Source organism: Rodentibacter pneumotropicus DSM 21403, from assembly GCF_000379905.1.
In the GTDB taxonomy this organism is placed as follows: domain Bacteria; phylum Pseudomonadota; class Gammaproteobacteria; order Enterobacterales; family Pasteurellaceae; genus Rodentibacter; species Rodentibacter pneumotropicus.
Genome location: NZ_KB904059.1, coordinates 36,764 through 58,096, shown reverse-complemented (window position 1 = coordinate 58,096; position 21,333 = coordinate 36,764). Strand labels below are relative to the sequence as shown.

At 39.9% G+C, this 21,333-nt stretch carries 19 protein-coding genes and 1 other RNA gene; 4 read left to right on the top strand and 16 right to left on the bottom strand.

Annotated elements, in window-relative coordinates; translation table 11 throughout:
• Positions 1-164: 164 nt before the first annotated feature.
• From A3GE_RS0109680 to cysS, 6 genes are all read right to left on the bottom strand, one after another.
• Complete coding sequence (locus tag A3GE_RS0109680) at positions 165-491, bottom strand: zinc ribbon domain-containing protein YjdM (RefSeq protein ID WP_018357059.1); 327 nt, start codon at positions 489-491, stop codon at positions 165-167.
• A 257-nt stretch (positions 492-748) separates the two neighbouring features.
• Positions 749-1,450 (bottom strand): LutC/YkgG family protein, encoded by a 702-nt coding sequence (locus A3GE_RS0109675; protein ID WP_018357058.1) that lies wholly within the window; start codon positions 1,448-1,450, stop codon positions 749-751.
• Between the two features lie 23 nt (positions 1,451-1,473).
• Positions 1,474-2,883 (bottom strand): LutB/LldF family L-lactate oxidation iron-sulfur protein, encoded by a 1,410-nt coding sequence (locus A3GE_RS0109670; protein ID WP_018357057.1) that lies wholly within the window; start codon positions 2,881-2,883, stop codon positions 1,474-1,476.
• Between the two features lies 1 nt (position 2,884).
• On the bottom strand, positions 2,885-3,619 hold the full coding sequence (locus A3GE_RS0109665; protein ID WP_018357056.1) for a (Fe-S)-binding protein: 735 nt from the start codon (positions 3,617-3,619) through the stop codon (positions 2,885-2,887).
• Positions 3,620-3,751: 132 nt separating this feature from the next.
• Positions 3,752-5,347: a lactate permease LctP family transporter gene (locus A3GE_RS0109660; RefSeq protein WP_018357055.1), complete on the bottom strand. Its 1,596-nt coding sequence runs from the start codon at positions 5,345-5,347 to the stop codon at positions 3,752-3,754.
• 194 nt (positions 5,348-5,541) lie between these two features.
• Entirely contained in the window at positions 5,542-6,921 is a 1,380-nt protein-coding gene (gene cysS, locus A3GE_RS0109655; protein WP_018357054.1) for a cysteine--tRNA ligase, read from the bottom strand.
• A gap of 105 nt (positions 6,922-7,026) precedes the next feature.
• Between cysS and A3GE_RS0109650 the strand changes: the two genes are divergently transcribed.
• Positions 7,027-7,536 carry a peptidylprolyl isomerase gene (locus tag A3GE_RS0109650; RefSeq protein ID WP_018357053.1) on the top strand — a complete coding sequence of 170 codons (510 nt, stop codon included), beginning with the start codon at positions 7,027-7,029 and terminating at the stop codon, positions 7,534-7,536.
• 85 nt (positions 7,537-7,621) lie between these two features.
• Here A3GE_RS0109650 and A3GE_RS0109645 read toward each other — a convergent pair whose 3' ends face one another.
• Both A3GE_RS0109645 and ald read right to left on the bottom strand, forming a co-directional pair.
• Positions 7,622-8,977: a sodium-dependent transporter gene (locus tag A3GE_RS0109645; RefSeq protein WP_018357052.1), complete on the bottom strand. Its 1,356-nt coding sequence runs from the start codon at positions 8,975-8,977 to the stop codon at positions 7,622-7,624.
• Between the two features lie 75 nt (positions 8,978-9,052).
• Positions 9,053-10,162, bottom strand: a complete 1,110-nt coding sequence (gene ald, locus A3GE_RS0109640) for an alanine dehydrogenase (RefSeq protein WP_018357051.1) — start codon at positions 10,160-10,162, stop codon at positions 9,053-9,055.
• Between the two features lie 280 nt (positions 10,163-10,442).
• Here ald and A3GE_RS0109635 point away from each other — a divergent pair, with 280 nt between their 5' ends.
• Positions 10,443-11,234, top strand: coding sequence for a TatD family hydrolase (locus A3GE_RS0109635; protein ID WP_018357050.1), 792 nt, complete (start codon positions 10,443-10,445; stop codon positions 11,232-11,234).
• A gap of 6 nt (positions 11,235-11,240) precedes the next feature.
• On the top strand, positions 11,241-11,612 hold the full coding sequence (locus tag A3GE_RS0109630; protein WP_018357049.1) for a hypothetical protein: 372 nt from the start codon (positions 11,241-11,243) through the stop codon (positions 11,610-11,612).
• A gap of 18 nt (positions 11,613-11,630) precedes the next feature.
• On the opposite strand, the gene nrdG is transcribed toward A3GE_RS0109630, so the two are convergent.
• Positions 11,631-12,101, bottom strand: coding sequence for an anaerobic ribonucleoside-triphosphate reductase-activating protein (gene nrdG, locus A3GE_RS0109625; RefSeq protein WP_018357048.1), 471 nt, complete (start codon positions 12,099-12,101; stop codon positions 11,631-11,633).
• A gap of 128 nt (positions 12,102-12,229) precedes the next feature.
• Between nrdG and ffs the strand changes: the two genes are divergently transcribed.
• Positions 12,230-12,328, top strand: an RNA gene (gene ffs / locus A3GE_RS11895) — signal recognition particle sRNA small type.
• Between the two features lie 18 nt (positions 12,329-12,346).
• On the opposite strand, the gene cydC is transcribed toward ffs, so the two are convergent.
• The 7 genes from cydC to idnD all read right to left on the bottom strand — a co-directional run bounded on the left by cydC (position 12,347) and on the right by idnD (position 21,120).
• Entirely contained in the window at positions 12,347-14,074 is a 1,728-nt protein-coding gene (gene cydC / locus A3GE_RS0109620; RefSeq protein ID WP_018357047.1) for a heme ABC transporter ATP-binding protein/permease CydC, read from the bottom strand.
• Positions 14,074-15,834, bottom strand: a complete 1,761-nt coding sequence (gene cydD, locus A3GE_RS0109615; RefSeq protein ID WP_018357046.1) for a heme ABC transporter permease/ATP-binding protein CydD — start codon at positions 15,832-15,834, stop codon at positions 14,074-14,076. The genes cydC and cydD overlap by 1 nt, the downstream gene beginning before the upstream one ends.
• Positions 15,835-15,948: 114 nt before the next feature.
• The gene (trxB, locus tag A3GE_RS0109610) at positions 15,949-16,902 is read right to left on the bottom strand and encodes a thioredoxin-disulfide reductase (protein WP_018357045.1); all 954 of its coding nucleotides are present in this window, start codon (positions 16,900-16,902) and stop codon (positions 15,949-15,951) included.
• A gap of 78 nt (positions 16,903-16,980) precedes the next feature.
• A complete protein-coding gene (locus A3GE_RS0109600; protein WP_018357044.1) occupies positions 16,981-17,838 on the bottom strand; it encodes a co-chaperone YbbN in 858 nt (285 codons plus the stop codon).
• Positions 17,839-17,929: 91 nt separating this feature from the next.
• On the bottom strand, positions 17,930-19,276 hold the full coding sequence (locus tag A3GE_RS0109595) for a GntP family permease (RefSeq protein WP_018357043.1): 1,347 nt from the start codon (positions 19,274-19,276) through the stop codon (positions 17,930-17,932).
• A 28-nt stretch (positions 19,277-19,304) separates the two neighbouring features.
• Positions 19,305-20,069 carry a gluconate 5-dehydrogenase gene (gene idnO, locus A3GE_RS0109590; RefSeq protein ID WP_018357042.1) on the bottom strand — a complete coding sequence of 255 codons (765 nt, stop codon included), beginning with the start codon at positions 20,067-20,069 and terminating at the stop codon, positions 19,305-19,307.
• 10 nt (positions 20,070-20,079) lie between these two features.
• The gene (idnD, locus tag A3GE_RS0109585) at positions 20,080-21,120 is read right to left on the bottom strand and encodes an L-idonate 5-dehydrogenase (protein WP_018357041.1); all 1,041 of its coding nucleotides are present in this window, start codon (positions 21,118-21,120) and stop codon (positions 20,080-20,082) included.
• Positions 21,121-21,333 lie beyond the last annotated feature (213 nt).

Genomic DNA, 21,333 nt, shown 5'->3' with positions numbered 1-21,333 from the left:
CAATGGCTTGCGGTGGTTCTTAGTTTGTGGAGAAACAGTGGGTCCGGTCAAAAAACTGGGGTGAGGCTGGAGGTTTCATCAAAGAAGTGATTGATTTGACAAGATAAAATGAGTGCTAAAAGTGCGGTCACAAAATTATTGTTTTTTGATCGCACTTTTTGTTGCTATGCCTTTTTCAAAAATTCAGATTTCAGCATAATTTTGCCACAATCGACATTGTGATCACCTTTGGTTAAACGGATATTTTTAAATTTGGTGCCTTTTTTCAAGACCTCTGATGATCCTTTTAATTTTAGATCTTTAATTAAAAGCACATCATCACCATCTGCAAGTAGATTGCCATTGCTGTCTTTCACGATAAGTTGATCATCATCCGCTTCAACAGGTTCAGTGCCATTCCATTCATAACTACAGTCAGGACAAACGAAGTTGACAGAATCATGATAGACATATTCACCATGGCATTTTGGACAAGCCGGCATTTGTTCCATTTGAGGTTTCCTTTTTTATTTAATAATAGGTGTGAGAGTATAGCAAAAAATAGGTCGTTCACCAAAAGTGCGGTTGTTTTTGAATAATTTTTCAAAAGGAATGGGGACAAAGTTCCTTTGTTTGGGAAGGTATTGAATATTCTATTTTTGTGATCTGAAGGGCTATACTAATAGATTTGTTTAAGTCATTAAAGTCGTTTAAAACGTATAAATATAAAACCAGCGGTTAAGCTGGTTTTTTTACAGGGGGGATAAGTTTAGTTTAAATCGTCAATGACAACATAAATCTGAGAAACGGGGCCATGAACGCCGACAACCTTAATTAACTCAATATCTGCAGTAGCACTTGGGCCGGAAATAATATTAATGCATGATGGTATGCGTTCTCCGATTAAGGCTTTTTCATGGAGAATTTGAGCTAACTGAGCAACACGGGGGAGTACCGTACTTTTACGAATGACGACAATTGATTTTTCAGGTAATAAACTTGTTGAGCGACCATTTTCTTTGGAAGAAAATAAGACCACGCCGCCCGATTCGGCAAGACCATATTCACCATGTACGATACCAATATTTGCCTTGGCTGATTTTATGATATTTTCATCGCCGTTATCATGATCCCACACGTAACTGTCGAATGTGTTTTTTACAGCGTTAATAATACCTAGCTTTTCAAGACGGGAATCATGGTTAAGTACAATACTACCGCCACCATATTTTTCACAGACATCTATGATCGCTTTTGCAACGTTTTCTTCTTTTGTTTCAACGATATCCACTAATAAAACTTTAGCGAAATTTATAAATTCATCACAAAGCTCGCTTTGGGATAAATGTGTTAAACGAGTCAAAGGATAGTCATTTAACGGCTCTTCCATCGAGGTTGGCTCTAGTTGTCTCGCTCTGCCCATTTTATTTGCAAGCTTATTTAAGAAATTTTCTCTATTTTCTAAATTCATTGTTATTAATTCCTTTGTTTGAATTATTTCCGTTTTGCAAACCACTCACGGAAACTTTCGCCATCGCTAGTCGGTAAATCACGGGCTTTTGTCCATTCACCCAATGCCCCAATTTTCATAGGAGGTTTTCCGTTTTTGATAAGTTTACTTATAACTTTTGCACCCACTTTAACTCCCATATTCCAAACGCTAGGGTGAGAATTTGCAAATGTGAAACCTTTAATTTCCAGTTGTTCGATTTTTGGAGTAATACCTTGATCTACCATTTTTTCACGATGTTTAAGAATGAGTTGCGCCAGTGGAATTTTAACAGGGCAAACACTGTTACAAGCATTACAGAGCGAACAAGCATAAGGTAATTCTTTAAATTCTTTGTAACCACCTAGAAGAGGGGATATAACTGCTCCTATTGGACCCGGGTAAATTGAACCATAGCCATGCCCGCCGATTTGACGATAAGCAGGGCAAGTATTTAGACAGGCTCCACAGCGAATACAGCGTAGAACTTCTTTAAATTCACTTTCTAAAATCGCTGAACGTCCATTATCGACAATCACTAAATGGAAATCTTCCGGACCATCTGTTTCACCTTCTAGACGCGGGCCGGTGAGCCAAGTATTATAGGCGGTTAATTTCGCACCTACTGCACTGCGGCAAAGCATAGTAATGAGTACATCAACTTCTTTAAAGGTTGGTGCAATGCGTTCCATTCCCATTACTGCAATATGTGTTTTTGGTACTGTCGTGGCTAAACGTAAGTTCCCTTCATTTGTCACTAAACAAACCGAACCTGTTTCCGGTACAGCAAAATTACAGCCTGAAATGCCAATATCTGCCTTTAAGAAATCTTCTCGTAAAATTTTACGGATAAATGCATTCATTTCTTCCGGTTGTTCAGAGCCTTCGTAGCCCAATACTTCATGTAATTCTTTACGAATGCGATGGCGATCTTTATGAATTGCAGGCACAACAATATGCGATGGCTTATCGCCGACAATTTGAAGTAAATATTCACCCAGATCTGTTTCAACGACTTTTATTCCTTCATTTTCTAAAACTGAGTTTAAGCCGATTTCTTCCGTCACCATTGATTTTGATTTAACAATGGTTTTGGCTTTTTTCTCTAGGGCAACTTTACGGATATAAGCGCTTGCCTCTTCAGCTGTCTCTGCAAAAAAGACGTGTCCCCCGTTTTGAGTAACTTTTTCACTTAATTGATATAGATAGGCATCTAAATTAGCTAAAACGTGATTGCGGAATTGTTTGGAAAGATCACGCCATTCCTCCCAATGTCCTAATTCATCAACCATTTTTTGGCGGTTAGCTCCAATAGTTTCTTGGGCTTTGATTACCGCTTTACGCATGACTTCATTATGAACCTGCTGTTCGATACGCTCTTTAAAAGGAAGGTTGCTGGTTTGTAAATGGGACATATTAGGCTTCTCCTTGTTGCATTAATACTTCTGCAATATGCATAACTTTTACTTTTTTACCTTCACGTTGTAAACGTCCGCTAATATTAATTAAACAGCTGACATCTGCTCCAATTAAATAATCCGGTTCAACCTCGGTAATATTTTTTACTTTTTCTGTAACCATTTCTCCGGAAATTTCTGCCATTTTTACTGAAAATGTTCCACCAAAACCGCAGCAGGTTTGTTGATTGTGTATTGGAAGAAGTTCCAACCCTTTTACGTTGCGAAGTAAAGCAAGAGGTTCATCGACAATACCGAGTTTACGGCTTAAACTACAAGAAGGATGATAAACCGCTTTGCCCGTTAATGTCGCACCGACATTTGTTTTCCCAAGAACATTGACGATAAAGTCCGTGAGATCATAAAAGCGTTTTGATACATTTTCTGCCCGTTTTGCCCATTCGGTTTCACCAAATCGATTAAAATATTCAGGATAGTATTTGATTGCAGAGACGCATGACCCGGCCGGTGCAACAATAGGATGATCATTGACCTCAAAGGTTTCAACCAAATTTTTCATTCCTGCCAGTGCCTGTTTAGTATAGCCGCTGTTTATAGCCGGTTGCCCACAACAACCTTGTTTTTCAAGGAAAATGACATTGCATCCCAATTTTTCGAGTAAGAGAACGGTGTTTTTAGCAACACCGGCTTTTACGACATCTGCAATGCAGGTTACATAAAAATTTACATTCATTTGATATGCCTATTAAAATTAAGAATAAGAAAAAATCGTATTTATAATACTGTTATAGCACAAAAGGAAGTATAAATACTTCCTTCTAGGTTGAGTAAAAAATTCAATAAATTGTAGTGCTATTTCTCTATGTTAAACGTTGAAAAACATAGGAATAACAGTTAATGCCACTACTGCTGCAATGACACCATACACAAACATTGGTATGACAGTCTTTTTAATAATCGCACCTTCTTGGTTTTGAATATTTAACACTGAGTTTACCGCAACAATGTTATTGATACAAACCATGTTACCCATTGCGCCCCCAACAGATTGTAATGCAAGAATCAAGCTTGTTGATAAACCTGTAATCTCTGCGGTTGATAATTGCACACTACCGAAAGTTAAGTTTGAGACAGTATTAGAACCCGAGAAGAATGCGCCAACCGCACCTAAGTAGGAAGCGAAGAGAGTCCAATATTCTCCAGTTGCTTGTGCAAAGCTTTTACCAATAATTTTAACCATTGATGCATCACCGCCAACCAACATTAAGTTCACCATGATTAACGCTCCGATAAGCGCATAAAATGGATTTCTGGATTGTTTAAAACTGCCGACAAAAATTTCCTTGGTTTTTTGGGCGTTCATTGTAAATAGTGGTACACAAATTAAAACGGTAATAATAAATGGAATTAAAGCCGGAACATAAAGTAATTTATAGCTAGCGTTTACATTCGTCCCGAAAATTTCTTTTAAGCTGAAAATTAACCCTTTACTGATTTCAAATTGTCCAAGAGTGCCAAGTTGTACTGAAAACCAAGTGGTTGCATCGTTCATCATTGCCTTAAATGGTAACTGTTGAATACGAGTGATGATTAAAAATAAGATCAATAAGCCCGTTGGCAACAACGCTTTTGCTATCTCTTTACCATTTACTCCTGTATTGCTTAGTGTATTTTCCACTTTCGCTAAACCAATGCCTTTATTAGCTACAAATACGGAAATAAACATACCAATCGCACCACCAACTAAAGATGGGAATTCATAATTTATTTGTGCAAGGAAGAAATAAGGGATCACGCACGCAAAAATACTAATATAAATAAACACAATATTTTGGCGGATTTCCTTTCCTGAAACGATAAAACGTAATGCAATAAGTGGAATGACCAATGCGGCAAAAGCATGAATAGTTGCTGTAATTGAACCTATTTCAAGAATTTGATTCTCCGCTAGATTTAGTGGACCGAACCCAAACCAAGTTGGCGTACCTACTGCACCAAAAGAGACAGGAACAGAGTTCATAATTAATGCTAAAACGGCAACTTTTATTGGATTAAAGCCTAAGCCAACAAGAATAGGGGCTGCAATTGCAGCGGGGGTGCCGAAACCACTGGCTCCTTCGATCATAAAAGCAAATGCCCAACCGATAATCATTATTTGCGCAACTGGATTTGGATTGATTTCTCCTAGCCATTTACGTAAGGTATTGGTTACGCCGGACACTTCCGAAAAACGGTTAAATAGAATTGCACCGAAAATAACTGTAATAGGTGTTTGTACTGCAATGATTGCTGAGGCAATATTGGCACTGACTGTTGAAATATCGGTACCAAAGTAAATAAGTTGAATAATCAGCACAACCACAGCAATCCAAGGGAGAGCGACGTAAGAAGGAAGTGCATTACGTTTTACCATTAGATAGATCAGTAAAACAATTGGAAAGATGCTAAGAAAAAGAGCCATAGTATTCCTTAATATAGGGTTTCTTGAAGTTTGTTATTTTAACAGCCACGAATTGTAAACGAGTTATTAGATAAATAAAGTAAAATGTTGAAAAATTGTGACTTTGATCATAAAAATTAATCAAAAATACAAATGAGTATGTAAAAAAAGCGCAGTAAATTTTTACTACACTTTTTTAGTTTTTTTACAATTGTTTATTGTTTACGCCAGCTGGTACCATTAGGCCCATCTTCTAATACAATTCCCATCGCATTTAAGGCATCTCTGGCTGTATCTGCGGCTGCCCAGTTTTTGCTGGCTCTGGCTTCATTGCGTTGTTGGATCAATGCCTCGATTTTAGCGATTTCATCGTTGTCAGAACAGGCCTGTAAAAAAGTTTCAGGATCTTGCTCCAATAATCCCAGAATTTGGGCCAATTCCCGTAAATGTGCGGCTAATCCATTGGCTTTTTCCATCGCTTCCGATTTTAATTTATTCACTTCACGTGCCATTTCAAATAACACAGAAATGGCATTTGGCGTGTTGAAATCATCGTTCATTGCTTCACGGAATGCCCCAACAAAATTTTCTCCGCCAAAAGCGACCGCACTTTGATCCGTACCCCGTAATGCAGTATATAACCGTTCCAATGCGCCATGGGCTAAATTGAGGTTTTCTTCACTATAATTGAGTTGGCTGCGATAATGGGCGGATAACAAGAAATAGCGCACAGTTTCCGCATCATAATGATTAAGCACATCACGAATGGTAAAAAAATTGCCCAGTGATTTCGACATTTTTTCTTTATCCACCATAATCATGCCAGAGTGAATCCAATAATTGACATAGTCGCCACCGTGTGCACAGCAAGATTGGGCAATTTCATTTTCGTGGTGAGGGAACATTAAATCAGAACCGCCACCATGAATATCAAAATGTTCGCCTAATTGTTTACTATTCATTGCCGAACATTCAATATGCCAGCCCGGACGACCCGCTCCCCAAGGGGATTGCCAGCTTGGTTCGTTCAGTTTTGACATTTTCCATAATACAAAGTCCATTGAGTTTTTCTTTGCCTTAGAAATATCCACCCGTGCGCCTGCTTGTAATTGTTCTAAATCTTGACGGGATAATTGACCGTATTCTTTGAAACTTTCCACATCGAACATCACATCGCCATTTTGTGCTACATAAGCATGTCCACGTTTAATTAATTTTTCAATGATTTCAATAATTTCAGGAATATGATGGGTGGCTCGCGGTTCAAAATCCGGGCGTAAAATATTTAACGCATCAAAATCTTTGTACATTTCCACCACCATGCGATCAACCAATTGATCGCAGGTTTCTTGGTTCTCTAAGGCTCGTTTGATGATTTTATCGTCCACATCGGTAATATTGCGCACATAGGTTAAATCATAGCCCAGGTAACGCAAATAACGGGCGATCACATCAAAACACACAAAGGTGCGACCATGTCCGATGTGGCATAAATCATAGACGGTGACACCGCACACATACATCCCCACCTGATTGGCGTGGATCGGTTTAAAAATTTCTTTTTCTCGGGTTAGGGTATTGAAAATTTTTAGCATTTTTTTCTCGGTTTTAAATTGATATTGAAACTGACCGCACTTTTATAGCACTTATTGCTTATTTATGGAATAATGGCGTCCTTTAAATTTCATAGGGAAATCAAAATGGTTATTTTGCACACAAATTTTGGCGATATTAAACTGGCATTAAATGCGGAAAAAGCGCCAATCACAGTAGAAAATTTCTTAACTTATTGTAAAAACGGCTTTTATGATAACACAATTTTCCACCGTGTTATTGATGGATTTATGATCCAAGGTGGCGGTATGGAAAGCGGAATGAAAGAGAAAAGTACTAATGCGCCGATTCAAAATGAAGCAGCAAACGGATTGAGCAATAAACGTGGCACCATTGCTATGGCCCGCACTTCTGATCCTCATTCGGCTACGGCACAATTTTTTATTAATGTAGCGGATAATTCTTTTCTCGATCATCGTTCTAAAGAGATGTTTGGCAAAACCGTGGTACAAGAATGGGGTTATGCGGTATTCGGCGAAGTGGTGGAAGGTATGGACGTGGTGGATAAAATCAAAGGTGTGAAAACCGGCAATAAAGGTTTCCACCAAGATGTACCGAAAGACGACGTGGTGATTAATTCCGTTACCGTAGAATAATGAAAGAAACCTGAGCGTTGACTCAGGTTCTATCTGGATAGACTAGGCTTACTTTGTTTAATTAAACTCAGTAAGCCTAAATTTTTTAGAGAGAATTAATAAAAATTACCAGAATAATGATTGGGATGACGTATTTCACATAGTTGAACCAAACGGTTGTGAATTTTTCATTTGCACCCAGCTCTTTTTTTGCTTCATCTTTCAAAACAAATCCTACGAAAATTGCACTCCCAAGTGCAGTTAAAATAAACAGAATGTTACCGCTGACATAGTCGAAGGTGTCGAAAATACTGCGTCCTGCGATGGTAACCTCTTTCCACACATTGTCGCTCAAAACTGACGGTATGTTGCCGAGTAAGAAAATTCCGCCGAGCGTTACGGCAATGGCTTGCTTACGCGTGAGCCTTGTTTTTTCCTGTAAAGCGGTAATCAGCACTTCATAAATGGTAATTGAAGTAGTTAAGGCTGCGATCACCAGCAAACTGAAGAAAATGGTGGCAAATACCGAACCTGCCCACATATGCGAGAACACAATCGGCAAACTTTGGAAAACCAGCGTTGGTCCGGAATTAGGGGCTACGTTGAAGCTAAACAGTGAAGGGAAAATCATAAAGCCTGCAGCAAGAGCAATTAGGGTGTTAATCACGCCTGTAATCGTGGCAGTTTTAACCAGATCTTCATTTTTATTAAGATAGCTTGAAAGGGTAATCAACACGCCAAAGCCAAGGCTTAATGCAAAAAAGACTTGCCCTAGCACAAAGACAAACAGCTCTTTGGTAATTTTGGAAAAATCAGGCACGAGGTAGAATTTTATCCCTTCCATTGCACCCGGTAGGGTAACATTTCGCACGATCATCACGAGTAGGAAAACGAACAGCAGCGGCATTAAAAATTTTACCGAGCGTTCGATGCCGTCCATAATCCCTTTGGCTAAAATGATGTAATTGACGAGGACGAATAAGCCTGTATAAATCAGAATCGCAAGTGGGTTATTATGGATATGATCGTGAAAAAACGTGCTGGTGGTTTCAATGGTTACGGGTTGAGAGAGATCAAGCTGCCCAGAAATAAGGCTACCAATATAATTCAGCACCCAGCCACCGAGTACCATATAGTAAGCGAGAATCCCAAATGAGCCGAGCAAGCCCATATAGCCGAGAATTTTCCACCCCGAATGGATTTTTTTGCCGTTTGCCGTGCCAGAAAAGGCGTCAATGGAATTTTTTTGAATGCGTCTGCCGATCACATTTTCAACTAAAATCATCGGGATTCCGATCACGATCATCGCTACACAGAAAAGAAAAACATAAGCTCCGCCGCCATTTTCGCCCACGAGATAGGGGAAACGCCACGTTGCACCAAAGCCAATGGTCGCTCCCGCCACAGTCAAAACATACGTTAGGCGGCTAGACCAAGATTGTCGTGATATTGGTGTTGTCATATTATCACCTTAAATTTTGTAAAAACAGGAGAAAACGCACCGCTTGTTCAGTGCGTTTGCGTAAGAAAAGCCAGTTTAGGCGAGGGCGACTTTCGCTTCGGTATAAGGTAAGCCGAAGGCATCGCTCACCCCTTTAAAAGTGCATTTACCGTTATAGGTATTGAGACCTTGTAATAAAGCAGGATCAGAAAGACAGGCTTGTTTTACACCAAGTGCGGCAATTTTTAAGCCGTATTGCAAGGTCGAATCGGTTAAACCGAGGGTTGAGGTGCGTGCTACACAGCCCGGCATATTGGCAACACAGTAGTGGATCACGCCATCAATCTCAAAAATCGGATCGTTGTGTGTGGTTGGGGTTGAGGTTTCAAAACAACCGCCTTGATCGATTGCGACATCAACCAAAATTGCACCTTTTTTCATCAATTTTAAATCTTCTCGGCGAACTAAATGTGGTGCTTTTGCCCCTGGAATTAACACAGCCCCGATGACGACATCGGCTTCTGGCAGTAGGTTTAAAATGTTACCGCGTGAGCTGGTTAAGGTTTTGATTTGCATACCGAAAATTTGATCGATATACGCCAAACGCTCGGCGTTGATGTCTAAAATCGTTACATCCGCCCCAATCCCCATTGCGATTTGTGCTGCATTTAAGCCCACAACTCCGCCGCCCAAAATAACCACTTTCGCTTTCGGTGTGCCAGCTGTACCGCTTAACAGCACGCCCGCACCGCCAAAGGTTTTCTGGATAAATTTCGCCGATTCAAGGGTCGCTAAACGTCCTGCTATCGCACTCATTGGAGCAAGGCACGGCAAGCCTGTTGAGGTTTTAATGGTTTCATAGGCAACAGCTTGAATTTTGCGGGAGAGTAACATTTCGGTAAGGGGTTTATCAGCTGCGAGGTGGAGGTAGGTATATAAAATTTGATTTTCACGGAAATAATTATATTCGGATTCAATGGGTTCTTTTACCTTAATAATCATTTCACTCTTAGCAAATAGGGTCGCTTTATCGGTAATTTCAGCACCTGCTCGTTGATAGGCTTCGTCGCTAAAACCAATTTCTATGCCTGCTCCTGTTTCAATGTAAACTTTATGTCCGTTTTCAACGTAAGATTGAACATTTGCAGGGGTTAAACCAACTCGGTATTCTTGAACTTTAACTTCTTTTGGACAACCTATAATCATTTTTAAGATCCTTCTTAATTTAAATAATATTTAAAGTTAAACATAAAATTAACATATATCATATATGTTGGTTACATTATTGCAAAAAATTTTCGTCGCTGTCTGAGATCTAGTTCACAAAATTGTAAATTTACTATTTTAATGTGCAGAAAAATAAACAAAATGAACCTAAATTATTTGCTAGAATGATTTTAAGCCCGCATAGTTATTTTAGAGACTCTCTTTTTTAGAGCGTTTGTCAAAACTTTGTATTTCTTACCTTTTAATTATTTGGTTTATTATGGCTTTTTTTGATACTCATACCCATCTTGATTATTTGCAGCAATTCACCGGCGAGCCTCTTTCACAATTAGTGGAAAATGCCAAGCAAGCCGGTGTAGAGAAAATTCTGATTGTGGCGGTATTGGCACGAGGTTTCAAAACTATCCAAAAAATGACCGCACTTTATCCGGAAAATTTATATTATGGGCTGGGTTTGCACCCGCTTTATATTAAAGAGCATTCGGAAGAAGATTTATTGGTTTTAGAACGAGCCTTAGCTCAGCGTGATAAAAATGCGACGGCGGTGGCGGAAATTGGGTTGGAACGGGCGACCCCTGATTTATTGACGGACGAACTCTGGCAAAAACAATGTCATTTTTTTGAAACCCAGCTCTATCTTGCGAAAAAATTTGCCTTACCCGTGAATATTCACAGCCGAAAATCTCACGATCAAGTGTTTACTTTTTTGAAGCGTATTTCATTGCCTAAATATGGCGTGATACATGGTTTCGCAGGAAGTTATGAGCAGGCTAAACGGTTTGTGGATCTGGGCTATAAAATCGGTGTGGGCGGTACGATTACTTATCAACGGGCGAATAAAACCCGACTGGCGATTGCAAAATTACCGTTAGATGCGCTAGTGCTGGAAACAGATAGTCCTGATATGCCTGTGTTTGGTTTCCAAGGTCAGCCGAATCGTCCGGAACGAATAATAAACACTTTTGAGGTGCTATGCGAATTAAGAGGTGAATCTGCTGATAGAATAGCAGAAATTATTTGGAATAATAGTGATGAATTATTTGGGAGATAAAATAGTATGGGTATGCTTGGACCTCATGAGGAAAAAGAATTAGAGTTGATGTTAAATCATCAAAAAGAGATTGCTTTATTTTACACCGACGCTGAAGTGCCGGAGGATTTTTTCCCTTATTTAGAGAATAAGACGTTTGAGTTAAAAACAATTAATTTAAAAACATCATTAGGTGATTTTTCCTATTACTTAATATATCGACCGGAACATATAAAAAAAGCGGAGGTACTAAGCTCGGTTTTGTTGGAAAGCTACGATAAGTTTGATCCCGATTTAGAAAGAAAAATCGGTAAATTGCTTGGTTATAGTGATGATGATATTGAGTTCTATATAAACCACGCTTTAGATTATTGGAAAAATGAAGATTGTAATATTTAGAGTGAAAATTCTTTCTGCCTAAATGTTTTTAAACCTATAAATAATCTGATTAGCCGATCCCCGCCAGAGCAGGCTGGGGTCGGCTTTTTCTTGTTCAAATTTTCCATCAATGAGCACATCAATATAGGGTAGCATGGCACGCTGATTTTCATCCAGCTCTGCTAGTTTGTAACCGGTCCATACCCAAATATCTTTGTCGGGGCATTCACGTTTTACCCGTTGCACGAAAGGCAAAAGGGTTTCTAAGTTGCGAGGATGGAGAGGATCGCCACCGGATAGCGTTAAACCTTGGCGTTTGATACGGGTATCTTTTAAATCATTGATAATTTGTTGTTCCATGATTTCGTCAAAGAGTACGCCGGCACTGAATGACCAGCTTTTTTGGTTATAGCAGCCTTTGCAACCATGGGTACAACCGCTCACAAAAAGGGTACAACGCGTGCCTTCGCCATTTACCACATCAACGGGGTAATATTGTAAATAGTTCATTATGCCAATTCCTGAAAAGTGCGGTTTAAATTCTCGTCAAATTCATCATTCGATGCAATTAATCTTTGCAATGACCCTTTAATTCTTGCATAATAGCGCGCAATCGCATTGCGATTTCAATGGAAACCTTTTCGGTCTCTCGCAACGGTGTCCGGTTTACTCGGTCAGGTTCGGAAGAAAGCAGCCAAAGTCGGAAGTGCTGTGTGCCGAGAAGAAGCTGGGAAGGTTTCCGCCCAACTTCCTTTCTATACACGTTCGACCAATCGTTTGAAAAATCCCTCTTCTTTTTTGATTAAACTTTCATAATCGCCCTGTTCAATGAGGTTACCCTCATCAATCACACAAATTCTGTCAAATTGCTCAAGTGCGGTTAAGCGATGGGTCACCATAATAAGGGTTTTGTTTTTTGTATGTTGTAAAATTAAACGCAAAATTTGACGTTCGGTTTCTCGGTCAAGCCCTTCCGTCGGCTCATCAAGTAATAAAATAGAGGCATTATTTAATAAAATTCGGGCAATGCCTAAACGACGTTGCTCGCCACCGGAAAGCGGGCGACCGCCATCACCCAACCAGAGATCCAATCCCTCTGATTGCGTTAATAATTTTCCTAATCCTACTTGATTGAGTACCTCGATCATTTTTTCGTCGGAAATTTTTTCCTGGCTGGCAAACTGTAAATTTTGACGCAAACTATCGCTGAATACGTGTACCCGTTGAGTTAGAAAACAGAATTGCTCACGCAAGGTTTGTTCGGCGTAAGTAGAAATGGGCTTGCCTGCAAGCAAAAGTTCTCCTTGGTTGGGATCATAGTTGCGTACCAATAGTTGAAGTAATGTTGATTTCCCGCTGCCCGTTTTGCCAAGAATCGCCACCTTTTCACCCTGCATCAAATCAAGCGTGAGATTTTCTAAGGCAAGATTTTCTCTTTCCGGATAGGCGAAACTTAAATTCTTAGCGGAAATTAACCGCACTTTCTGTTCAAATTCTGTGTTGCCATGAAATTCGACCAAAGGTTTTTGTTCAATAATATCCGTGACACGTTCTGCTGCTGTGATGACTTGCCCGATATGTAAAAAAGCCGCGCCTAGTGGCATAATAATTTCAAAGGCAGCAAGGGCGGCAAAGGTGAATAGGGCAATAAAGGCCGCACGATATTCATCGTCACCAAAATCTGCTTGACTACCGAACCACAGCATAGCGCAAATCAACCCTCCGTTTAAGAAAAGGGCAAGTGCGGTAGAAAATCCGCTTAATTTTGCTTCTTTTTCTTGCGCCCTTTGCCAATGTTTTTCTGTCGTTGCCATTTTTTCTTTGACTTGCTTTTCAGCATCAAATAGTAAAAGCTCTGCTTGGGCCTGAATAAATTCTAAAAATTGTGTGCGGTATGTTGCGCGTACTTGCACTAAAGTCTTGCCAAATTGTTGCCCTAAACGATAGAAAATAGTCGGAATAAGTACCAATAATATCAGCAAAACAATGCCTAACCCTAATGCAAGGGGGACGTGAATAAAGCTCAATCCAATACTCATCGTAATAATCACAAATGCGGCACTGAAAAAAGGCGCAAGTAGGCGTAAATAAAGGCTGTCAAGTGTATCTACATCGGAAACAAGACGATTTAATAGTTCGCTGTTACGATAACGGTTCAGCACCGCAGGGCTTAAAGGGATGATTTTTTCAAATACTTGTACACGTAAATTTGCCAGAACACGGAAAGTCGCATCGTGCGTAACCAGTTTTTCAAAATAGCGGGCGACCGTGCGTCCGATGGCTAGTCCCCGAACGCTGGCGGAAGGATAAAAAAAGTTAAACAGCGTACCGAGCCCCGCGATAGCTGTAGCTGCTAAGAACCAACCTGACAGGGTGAGTAATCCCATACTGGAGGCGAGCCCTAAAATCATTAGGATCAAGCCTAAAATTAAGGGCAATTTGGCGAATGTAAATAAACGTATAAAAGGCAGTAATGCACGCATTATTGAATATCCTCTTGTCGTTGAGCGAGTAATTCGGCAAAAAAACCGTGGGCTTTGAGCTGTGAAAAGTCGCCTTGTTGAAGAATTTCTCCTTGCTGCATCACAAAAATTTGGTCGCATTGTTTGAGATCTTCAATACGATGCGTGATCATCAATGTAGTTTGATAACAACTGATATCGTTTAGGGCTTGTAAAACCAAATTTTCCGACTGTGCATCAAGGCTTGCTGTGGGTTCATCAAGGAGAAGCAATTTTCCTTTACGTAATAATGCGCGTGTAATCGCAAGGCGCTGTGCTTGCCCTACAGAAATACCCAAGCCGCCATCTTTGATTTCATAGTTTAACCCAAGTTTGTCCGTGAATGTTTTGGCTTGTGCCAAAGTTAAGGCATGGTCAATTTCTTCATCGTTTGCTTGAATATCGCCAAGCAACAGATTTTCTTTGATTGTGCCTTGTAGCAACAATGGATTTTGCCCCACCCAAGCAATGTTTTTACGCCATTCTGTTAGATTGCTTTCACTCAGTTCTTGTCCGTTGATTTTTAATGAACCTTCATAGGGTAGAAAACCGAGGATTGCATTCATTAAAGAGCTTTTACCTGCACCGCTTTGCCCTACTAGGGCGACGTTGTAATTAGCCGGAATATGGAATGTTAACGGTTTTGTCAGTGGAGTGCCTTGAGTAGAAAGCACCACGACATTTTCTGCCCGAATTTCGACCGCACTTTCAGTGGGAATCTTTTGATCATATTGATGATTAGTGAGGTATTCCGTTTCTAAAAAATCCACAATGGCATCCGCGGCACCGATACCGGCTGCTCGATCATGATAATAGGTGCCGAGATCTCGAAGAGGTTGATAAAACTCGGGGGCAAGAATTAAACAGAAAAAGCCGGTAAAGAGGGTGAGTGAGGTGCTGTAAGTGCCAAACTCAATTTGCCCGAGATAACTAAAACCGAAATAGACCGCCATTAGTGCAATAGAAATAGAGGTGAAAAATTCTAATACGGCGGAGGATAAAAAGGCGATTTTTAGCACATCCATAGTGGTTTCACGAAAATCTTCCGTAGTGTTTTTGATATGCTCGGTTTGTTCTAAAGTGCGGTTAAAAAGTCGCAAGGTTTCAAGTCCGCGTAGGCGATCTAAAAATTGTGCGCTTAAACGTGCGAGGGTAGCCATATTTTTTTGGTTGCTGTCCGCGGCGGCAATTCCCACTAGCATCATAAAAGCCGGTACCAGCGGTGCGGTGATCATTAAAATTAAACCGGCGGCCCAGTTTAACGGAAATACGGCAATTAAAATGACAATAGGAAGGATCACAGAAAGACTTTGTTGGGGAAGAAAACGGGCATAGAAATTGTGCAAATTTTCTACTTGTTCCAACATAATACTTGCCCAACTGCCCGCCGGTTTTTGGTTAATGGTGGCAGGGCCGACAAGATGGATTTTATCCAGAATCTTTTGACGAATATGGCGACGTAATTGACGACCACTTTCAAAACCGAGTTTTTCTCTCTCCCACAAAATGATTGCCCGCAAAGCAAAGCAGAAAATTAAGCCAATAAAATAAGGGATGAGATCGCCCGACGGCACATTTTGCATAATGAGTTTATCGAGTAGAAGGGCGAGAAAATAAGTTTGTGCCACTAAAATAAGCGATGAAACTGCCGCAAGGGCAATATTGGCACGCATCAATTTTTTGATTGGTTCTTGCTGGGTGCGTAGCCATTGTTGTAAATATTTTTGGCGAAGTTTATCCATAGGTTTTTATTCGTCCCAAGTCGGGGAGGATAGATTTGTGCGTGGGGTTATGAGCTAGCCACGCACGATGATGAGTCGTTGGCGTGCTAACTCTCACTTAGCACGCCTTAATATTTATTTTTGCGCATCCAGATAACGCTCGGCATCCAGTGCAGCCATACAACCTGTACCGGCAGAAGTGATCGCTTGGCGATAATTATGATCCATCACATCACCGGCAGCAAATATCCCTTCCACTGAAGTAGCGGTCGCATTACCTTCAAGACCGGATTTCACCACAATATAGCCGTTGTTCAATTCAAGCTGACCTTGGAAGATTTCCGTATTCGGCGAATGACCGATTGCCACAAATAAGCCGTCAATATTGAGATCTTCTTTTGTACCGTCTTTGGTATTTTGTAAGCGTAAGCCTGTAACCCCCATATTGTCACCCAATACTTCGTCTAAAGTGCGGTCAGTATGGAGCACGATTTTTCCTTCTTCCACTTTTTTGTATAAGCGGTCGATTAAGATTTTTTCCGCTCGGAAGGTATCACGACGGTGAATTAAGTGAACACAACTTGAAATATTGGCTAAGTAGAGCGCTTCTTCTACCGCTGTGTTGCCCCCACCAATAACCGCAACGGGTTTGTTACGATAGAAAAAACCATCACAGGTGGCACAGGCGGAAACACCACGACCTTTATAATGTTCTTCAGAAGGCAGACCTAAATAGCGGGCTGAAGCACCGGTGGCGATAATTAACGCATCGCAGGTGAAATTTTGCACATCACCATAAAGTTTGAACGGACGAGAGGATAAATCCACACGGTTGATATGATCGAACACAATTTCAGTGTTGAATTTTTCTGCATGCTGTAACATACGCTGCATCAGACCTGAGCCTGTGGTTTCACCAAAATCACCGGGCCAATTTTCGATTTCATCGGTTGTGGTGAGCTGGCCGCCTTGTTGCAAACCTGTGACAAGCACAGGGTTTAAATTGGCACGAGCCGCATAAATTGCGGCAGTATAACCGGCAGGGCCGGAACCTAAAATGAGCAGTTTTGCGTGTTTGGTATCTGACATAAAGTATCCTTGTTTTTATGTAGTAAGTAGGAATGCCATGTTGGCGTGCTTTTGTGTAATGGTGACATAATATTGCATTTAGTAGAGCAGAGAGTAAAGTAACCGACGGAATTTGCTGGTGAGCGGATCTGCATTACCCATTGCACTTAAAATAGACAAGAACTGTTGTTTTACTTCACCATTTTGTGCGTTTAAATCCATTTTTAAAATACCAAAAAGGAGGGGAAGAGCTTCTTCATTTCTGCCGGCTTGATGTAATTGCACGGCTAGTTTAACCGCGATGTCCGGCGTCGGATTTTTCGCATAATCAGCGGCTAATTGTTGAATTTCCGGTGTATCTGCCGCTTGAATTAACAATTCAATCTGTGCTTGTAAACCCTGCCAGCGGCTATCCCGATCTTGCAACGGAATTTGATTTAAAATTTCTTGTGCCGGCTCGGTTTTTTTCATCGCAATATAGGTTTCTGCGTAGAGTAGGGCGATATCGCTGTTTTTCTTATCGGAAAGTTCCCACGCTTCTTTTAATAGCGGTAATGCGGCATCGTAATTTTCTACTTGTAGGAAATCTAAGGCTTGATGAAATTTGAGTTCTTCCTCTTTTGGTAAAATAACACTTAAACGTTGTAAGAGCGAGGTTTGATCCAATCCACCGGGAAAAGCATCCAATGCTTGTGCTTCTTTGAATAAATAGGTGGTTGGCAAGGCTTGAATTCGGAATTGTGCTGCGACAATTTGTTCGCTTTCACAATTCACTTTGCCGAGTATAAATTGCCCTTGATATTGCTCAGCTACACGCTCCAACAGCACTAAAAAATCGGCAGATTCTTTATGACTAGGCGCATAAAAGTTTACCACAAGCGGTTTGTCAAGGGACTGTTGAAGAATTTCAGTGAGATTTTGTTCATTGATCTCAATAATAAAAGGAAAATCAGCCATTGTTTATCCTTGTTCGGAAAAAATAATGGCTGATTTTAGCAAAGTGCGGTCAATTTTAGAAATGTTTTGCAAATTGAACTGCACTTTCAGATTAGAGAATGATACTGCCGATTAATGCGATAATAAAGCCGACTAAGCCAATTAGTGTTTCTTGAACTGTCCAAGTTTTAAACATAGTCTTAGTATCAATTTCTAAGAAACGACTAACCAACCAAAACCCACTATCATTTACATGCGCTAAGACTGTCGCTCCGGAAGCAATTGAGATAACTATGAAGCAAAGATCAAATTGACTGAGTCCCGTTGTGGCAGTAACAGTTGGAGCAATTAAAGCAGATGTCGTTGTAATGGCAACGGTAGCGGAACCTTGTGCAACACGTAATGCGGCGGATATGACAAATGCCGCAACAATAATAGGCATCCCTGTATCAGATAGCATAGAGGCTAATTGATCCCCGATACCGCTAGCCCGTAAAACACCACCGAACATACCGCCTGCTCCGGTTACTAAAACGATAGCACAAATCGGACCAAGCGCATTATCACAGATTTTTTCTATTTGTTCGTAACTTCTTTGTTCTTTGAGTAAAGCAATTGAGACAAGTAATGTAATTAATAATGCAATGGGCGTTTTTCCTAATAGACGCAAACTTTGTACTAATAATGAAGAACCATCAACCATTTTTGCTACGGTAAGCGTATATAGAACGGTATCCAGCATAATTAGGCATAATGGGAGTAATAGAATGAAAAGTACTTTTTTAAAGCTCGGAGGAGTTAAAGTCGTTTCATTTATTGGTGTGACATTTAAAAATGATTTTGGTAGATCCAAATGCAATTTTTTACCTAAATATGTGCCGTATAGATAAGCGGCAAAATACCATGTCGGAATAGCAATAATTACCGCAATAATTGTTAGTAAACCGATATTCGCGCCGAGTAGTTCACCGGAGGCTACCGGACCGGGGTGTGGCGGAAGGAAAGCATGAGTGACGGCAAAAGCACCTGCGGCAGGAAAAGCATATTTAAATAAAGATCCGCCAAATTGTTTTGCCACACTAAATATTATAGGAAGCATCACAACTAAGCCGGCATCAAAGAAGATTGGGAAACCAAACAGGAGAGAGGCTATACCTAAGGCAAAAGGGGCTTTTTTTTCTCCAAACTTATTGATGAGTGTATCAGCTAATACTTTTGCACCACCGGTTATTTCAAGTAGTCTGCCTATCATTGCACCAAGTCCGACTAATAGGGCAACTGAAGCGAGGGTATTTCCAAAACCACTGAGGAGGGTTGGTAATATTTTATCTACGGGAATGCCTGTTGCGATTGCAGTAAGTAAACTAACAATGGTTAAAGCAACGAATGCATGGATATTAAATTTAATAATTAATAGCAATAAAACTGCTATTGAGGCGACGAGGATGAAAATTAGCATAATTTGTTTACCTTATTTGATGTAATACCTAAACAGCCGCAAGCATTCCGCCATCAACAAATAGTAAATGGCCATTGACAAAATCTGATGCTTTTGACGAAAGAAATATAGCTGCTCCAATTAACTCTTCTGGGTTTCCCCAGCGTGCAGCCGGTGTTCTTTTACATAACCATTCTGTGAATTCTTTATTTTCTACTAACGGTTTTGTCAATTCTGTTTGAAAATATCCTGGAGCGATACCATTCACTTGAATGTTATAACGGGCAAGCTCAACACACATTCCTCTTGTCAGCATTTTTACGGCACCTTTTGATGCAGCGTATGGTGTAATGGTATCCCGCCCTAATTCACTTTGCATTGAACCTATATTAACAATTTTCCCTTTTTTACGCCGTACCATATACCGAGCAACAGCTTGTGAAATAATAAAAACGGCTTTTTGATTGACTTGAATAATGTCGTCAAAGTCTTGTTCGGGAAATTCACAAAATGGATAGCGACGTTGAATACCGGCATTATTAATTAATACGTCTATTGGTCCGATATTTTGTTCAATATAGTCAATGGCTGTATGGACCTCGGCTGTATTTGTCACATCAAAAGAAACGGGATAAGCAATGAATCCATTATCATTGAATTCTTTGGCTATTTTTTCGGCATTCTCTTGTTTCGTACCATTAATAATAATTTTAGCACCTTGTTCAGCGAGTCCTTTTGCCAGTAAATACCCAATACCTCGTGTGGAGCCCGTAATTAAAATATTTTTATCTTTTACTGAAAAGAAGTTTTCCATCATAATTCCTCTATGAGAATGTTATTTGTACTTTTGAAATGTCATTTTTATTTCCTGCCTTTTTTAACGCATCTTCGAAATTTTTAAATGAAAATTTAGCGGAGAGTAACGGTAGTGGATTGACTTTATTGGTTGCCAGCCAATTGACGGCTGTATTAAATTCTTCAACAAAACGGAATGAACCTTTCCAGTTAATTTCTTTAGTAATTAATGTCATTAATGGAAAATTAGAGATGTTGCTCCCCATACCAATTTGAACAATTGTGCCTTTTGCTTTGGTCACTTCTAAGCAGCGTTCAATTGAAGAAGGGTGACCTGACGCTTCAAAGGACACATCAAATTCACCTTTGTGTTGCGCATACTCTGAAAAATCATCATTCGCATGAAGTACTTTTGTTGCACCCATTTCTAGGGCTAAATTCAAACATCGCTGACTAATATCTGCACAAATAATTTCTTGTGCACCTAATGCCTTTACTGAAGCGATAACTAAGCAACCGATTGGGCCTACACCGGAAATAAATACACGTTTCCCTTTAAGGTCTCCTCCTTGTTTTGCGGCATGAATCGCCACTGCAAGAGGTTCTGCAAAAACCATTATTTCATCATCAACATCTTCTGGATAAGTAATACATTGGGTATTATCAACAACTTTATATTGTGTAAATCCGCCATCTACGTGGGGGTTATACATAGCACTACCAAAGAAACGCATGGTTTCGCATTGATTAATTTCTCCTGATAAACAATATTTACAACTGTGGCATGGTTTACTTGGGTTGATTGCTACTTTTTGATTTACATGTAAATTTGAGGCATTTGTTTTCAAAATTCTACCAATCACCTCATGTCCTAAGATCATGGGATGTTTTACTGCAAAATTTCCAACCTTTCCGTGTTGATAATAATGTAAATCTGAGCCACAGATTCCCCCACAAGAGATCTTGATAAGTGTCTGATGTTGATCGTCCTCATCATATTGCACATCCTGCTCAATAATTCCTACATTCTCTGCACCTTTAACCACACAGGATAATGTTTTAATTTTCATATTTCTCCTTATTTATGTATAGGTATGTTACTGGTAACATATCTACTTATCATAGTTTGGTAAAGATACTTTTTTCAGAAATGTGATCGGCTTCAAAAAAATTGTGATAATTGCTTATAAATAAGTATAAAAATATGGGATTTCTGTGATATTTGTCACAAAATTAAATGTTACCAGTAACAATTAATCAAAATTCTTATATGATTAAAGAAA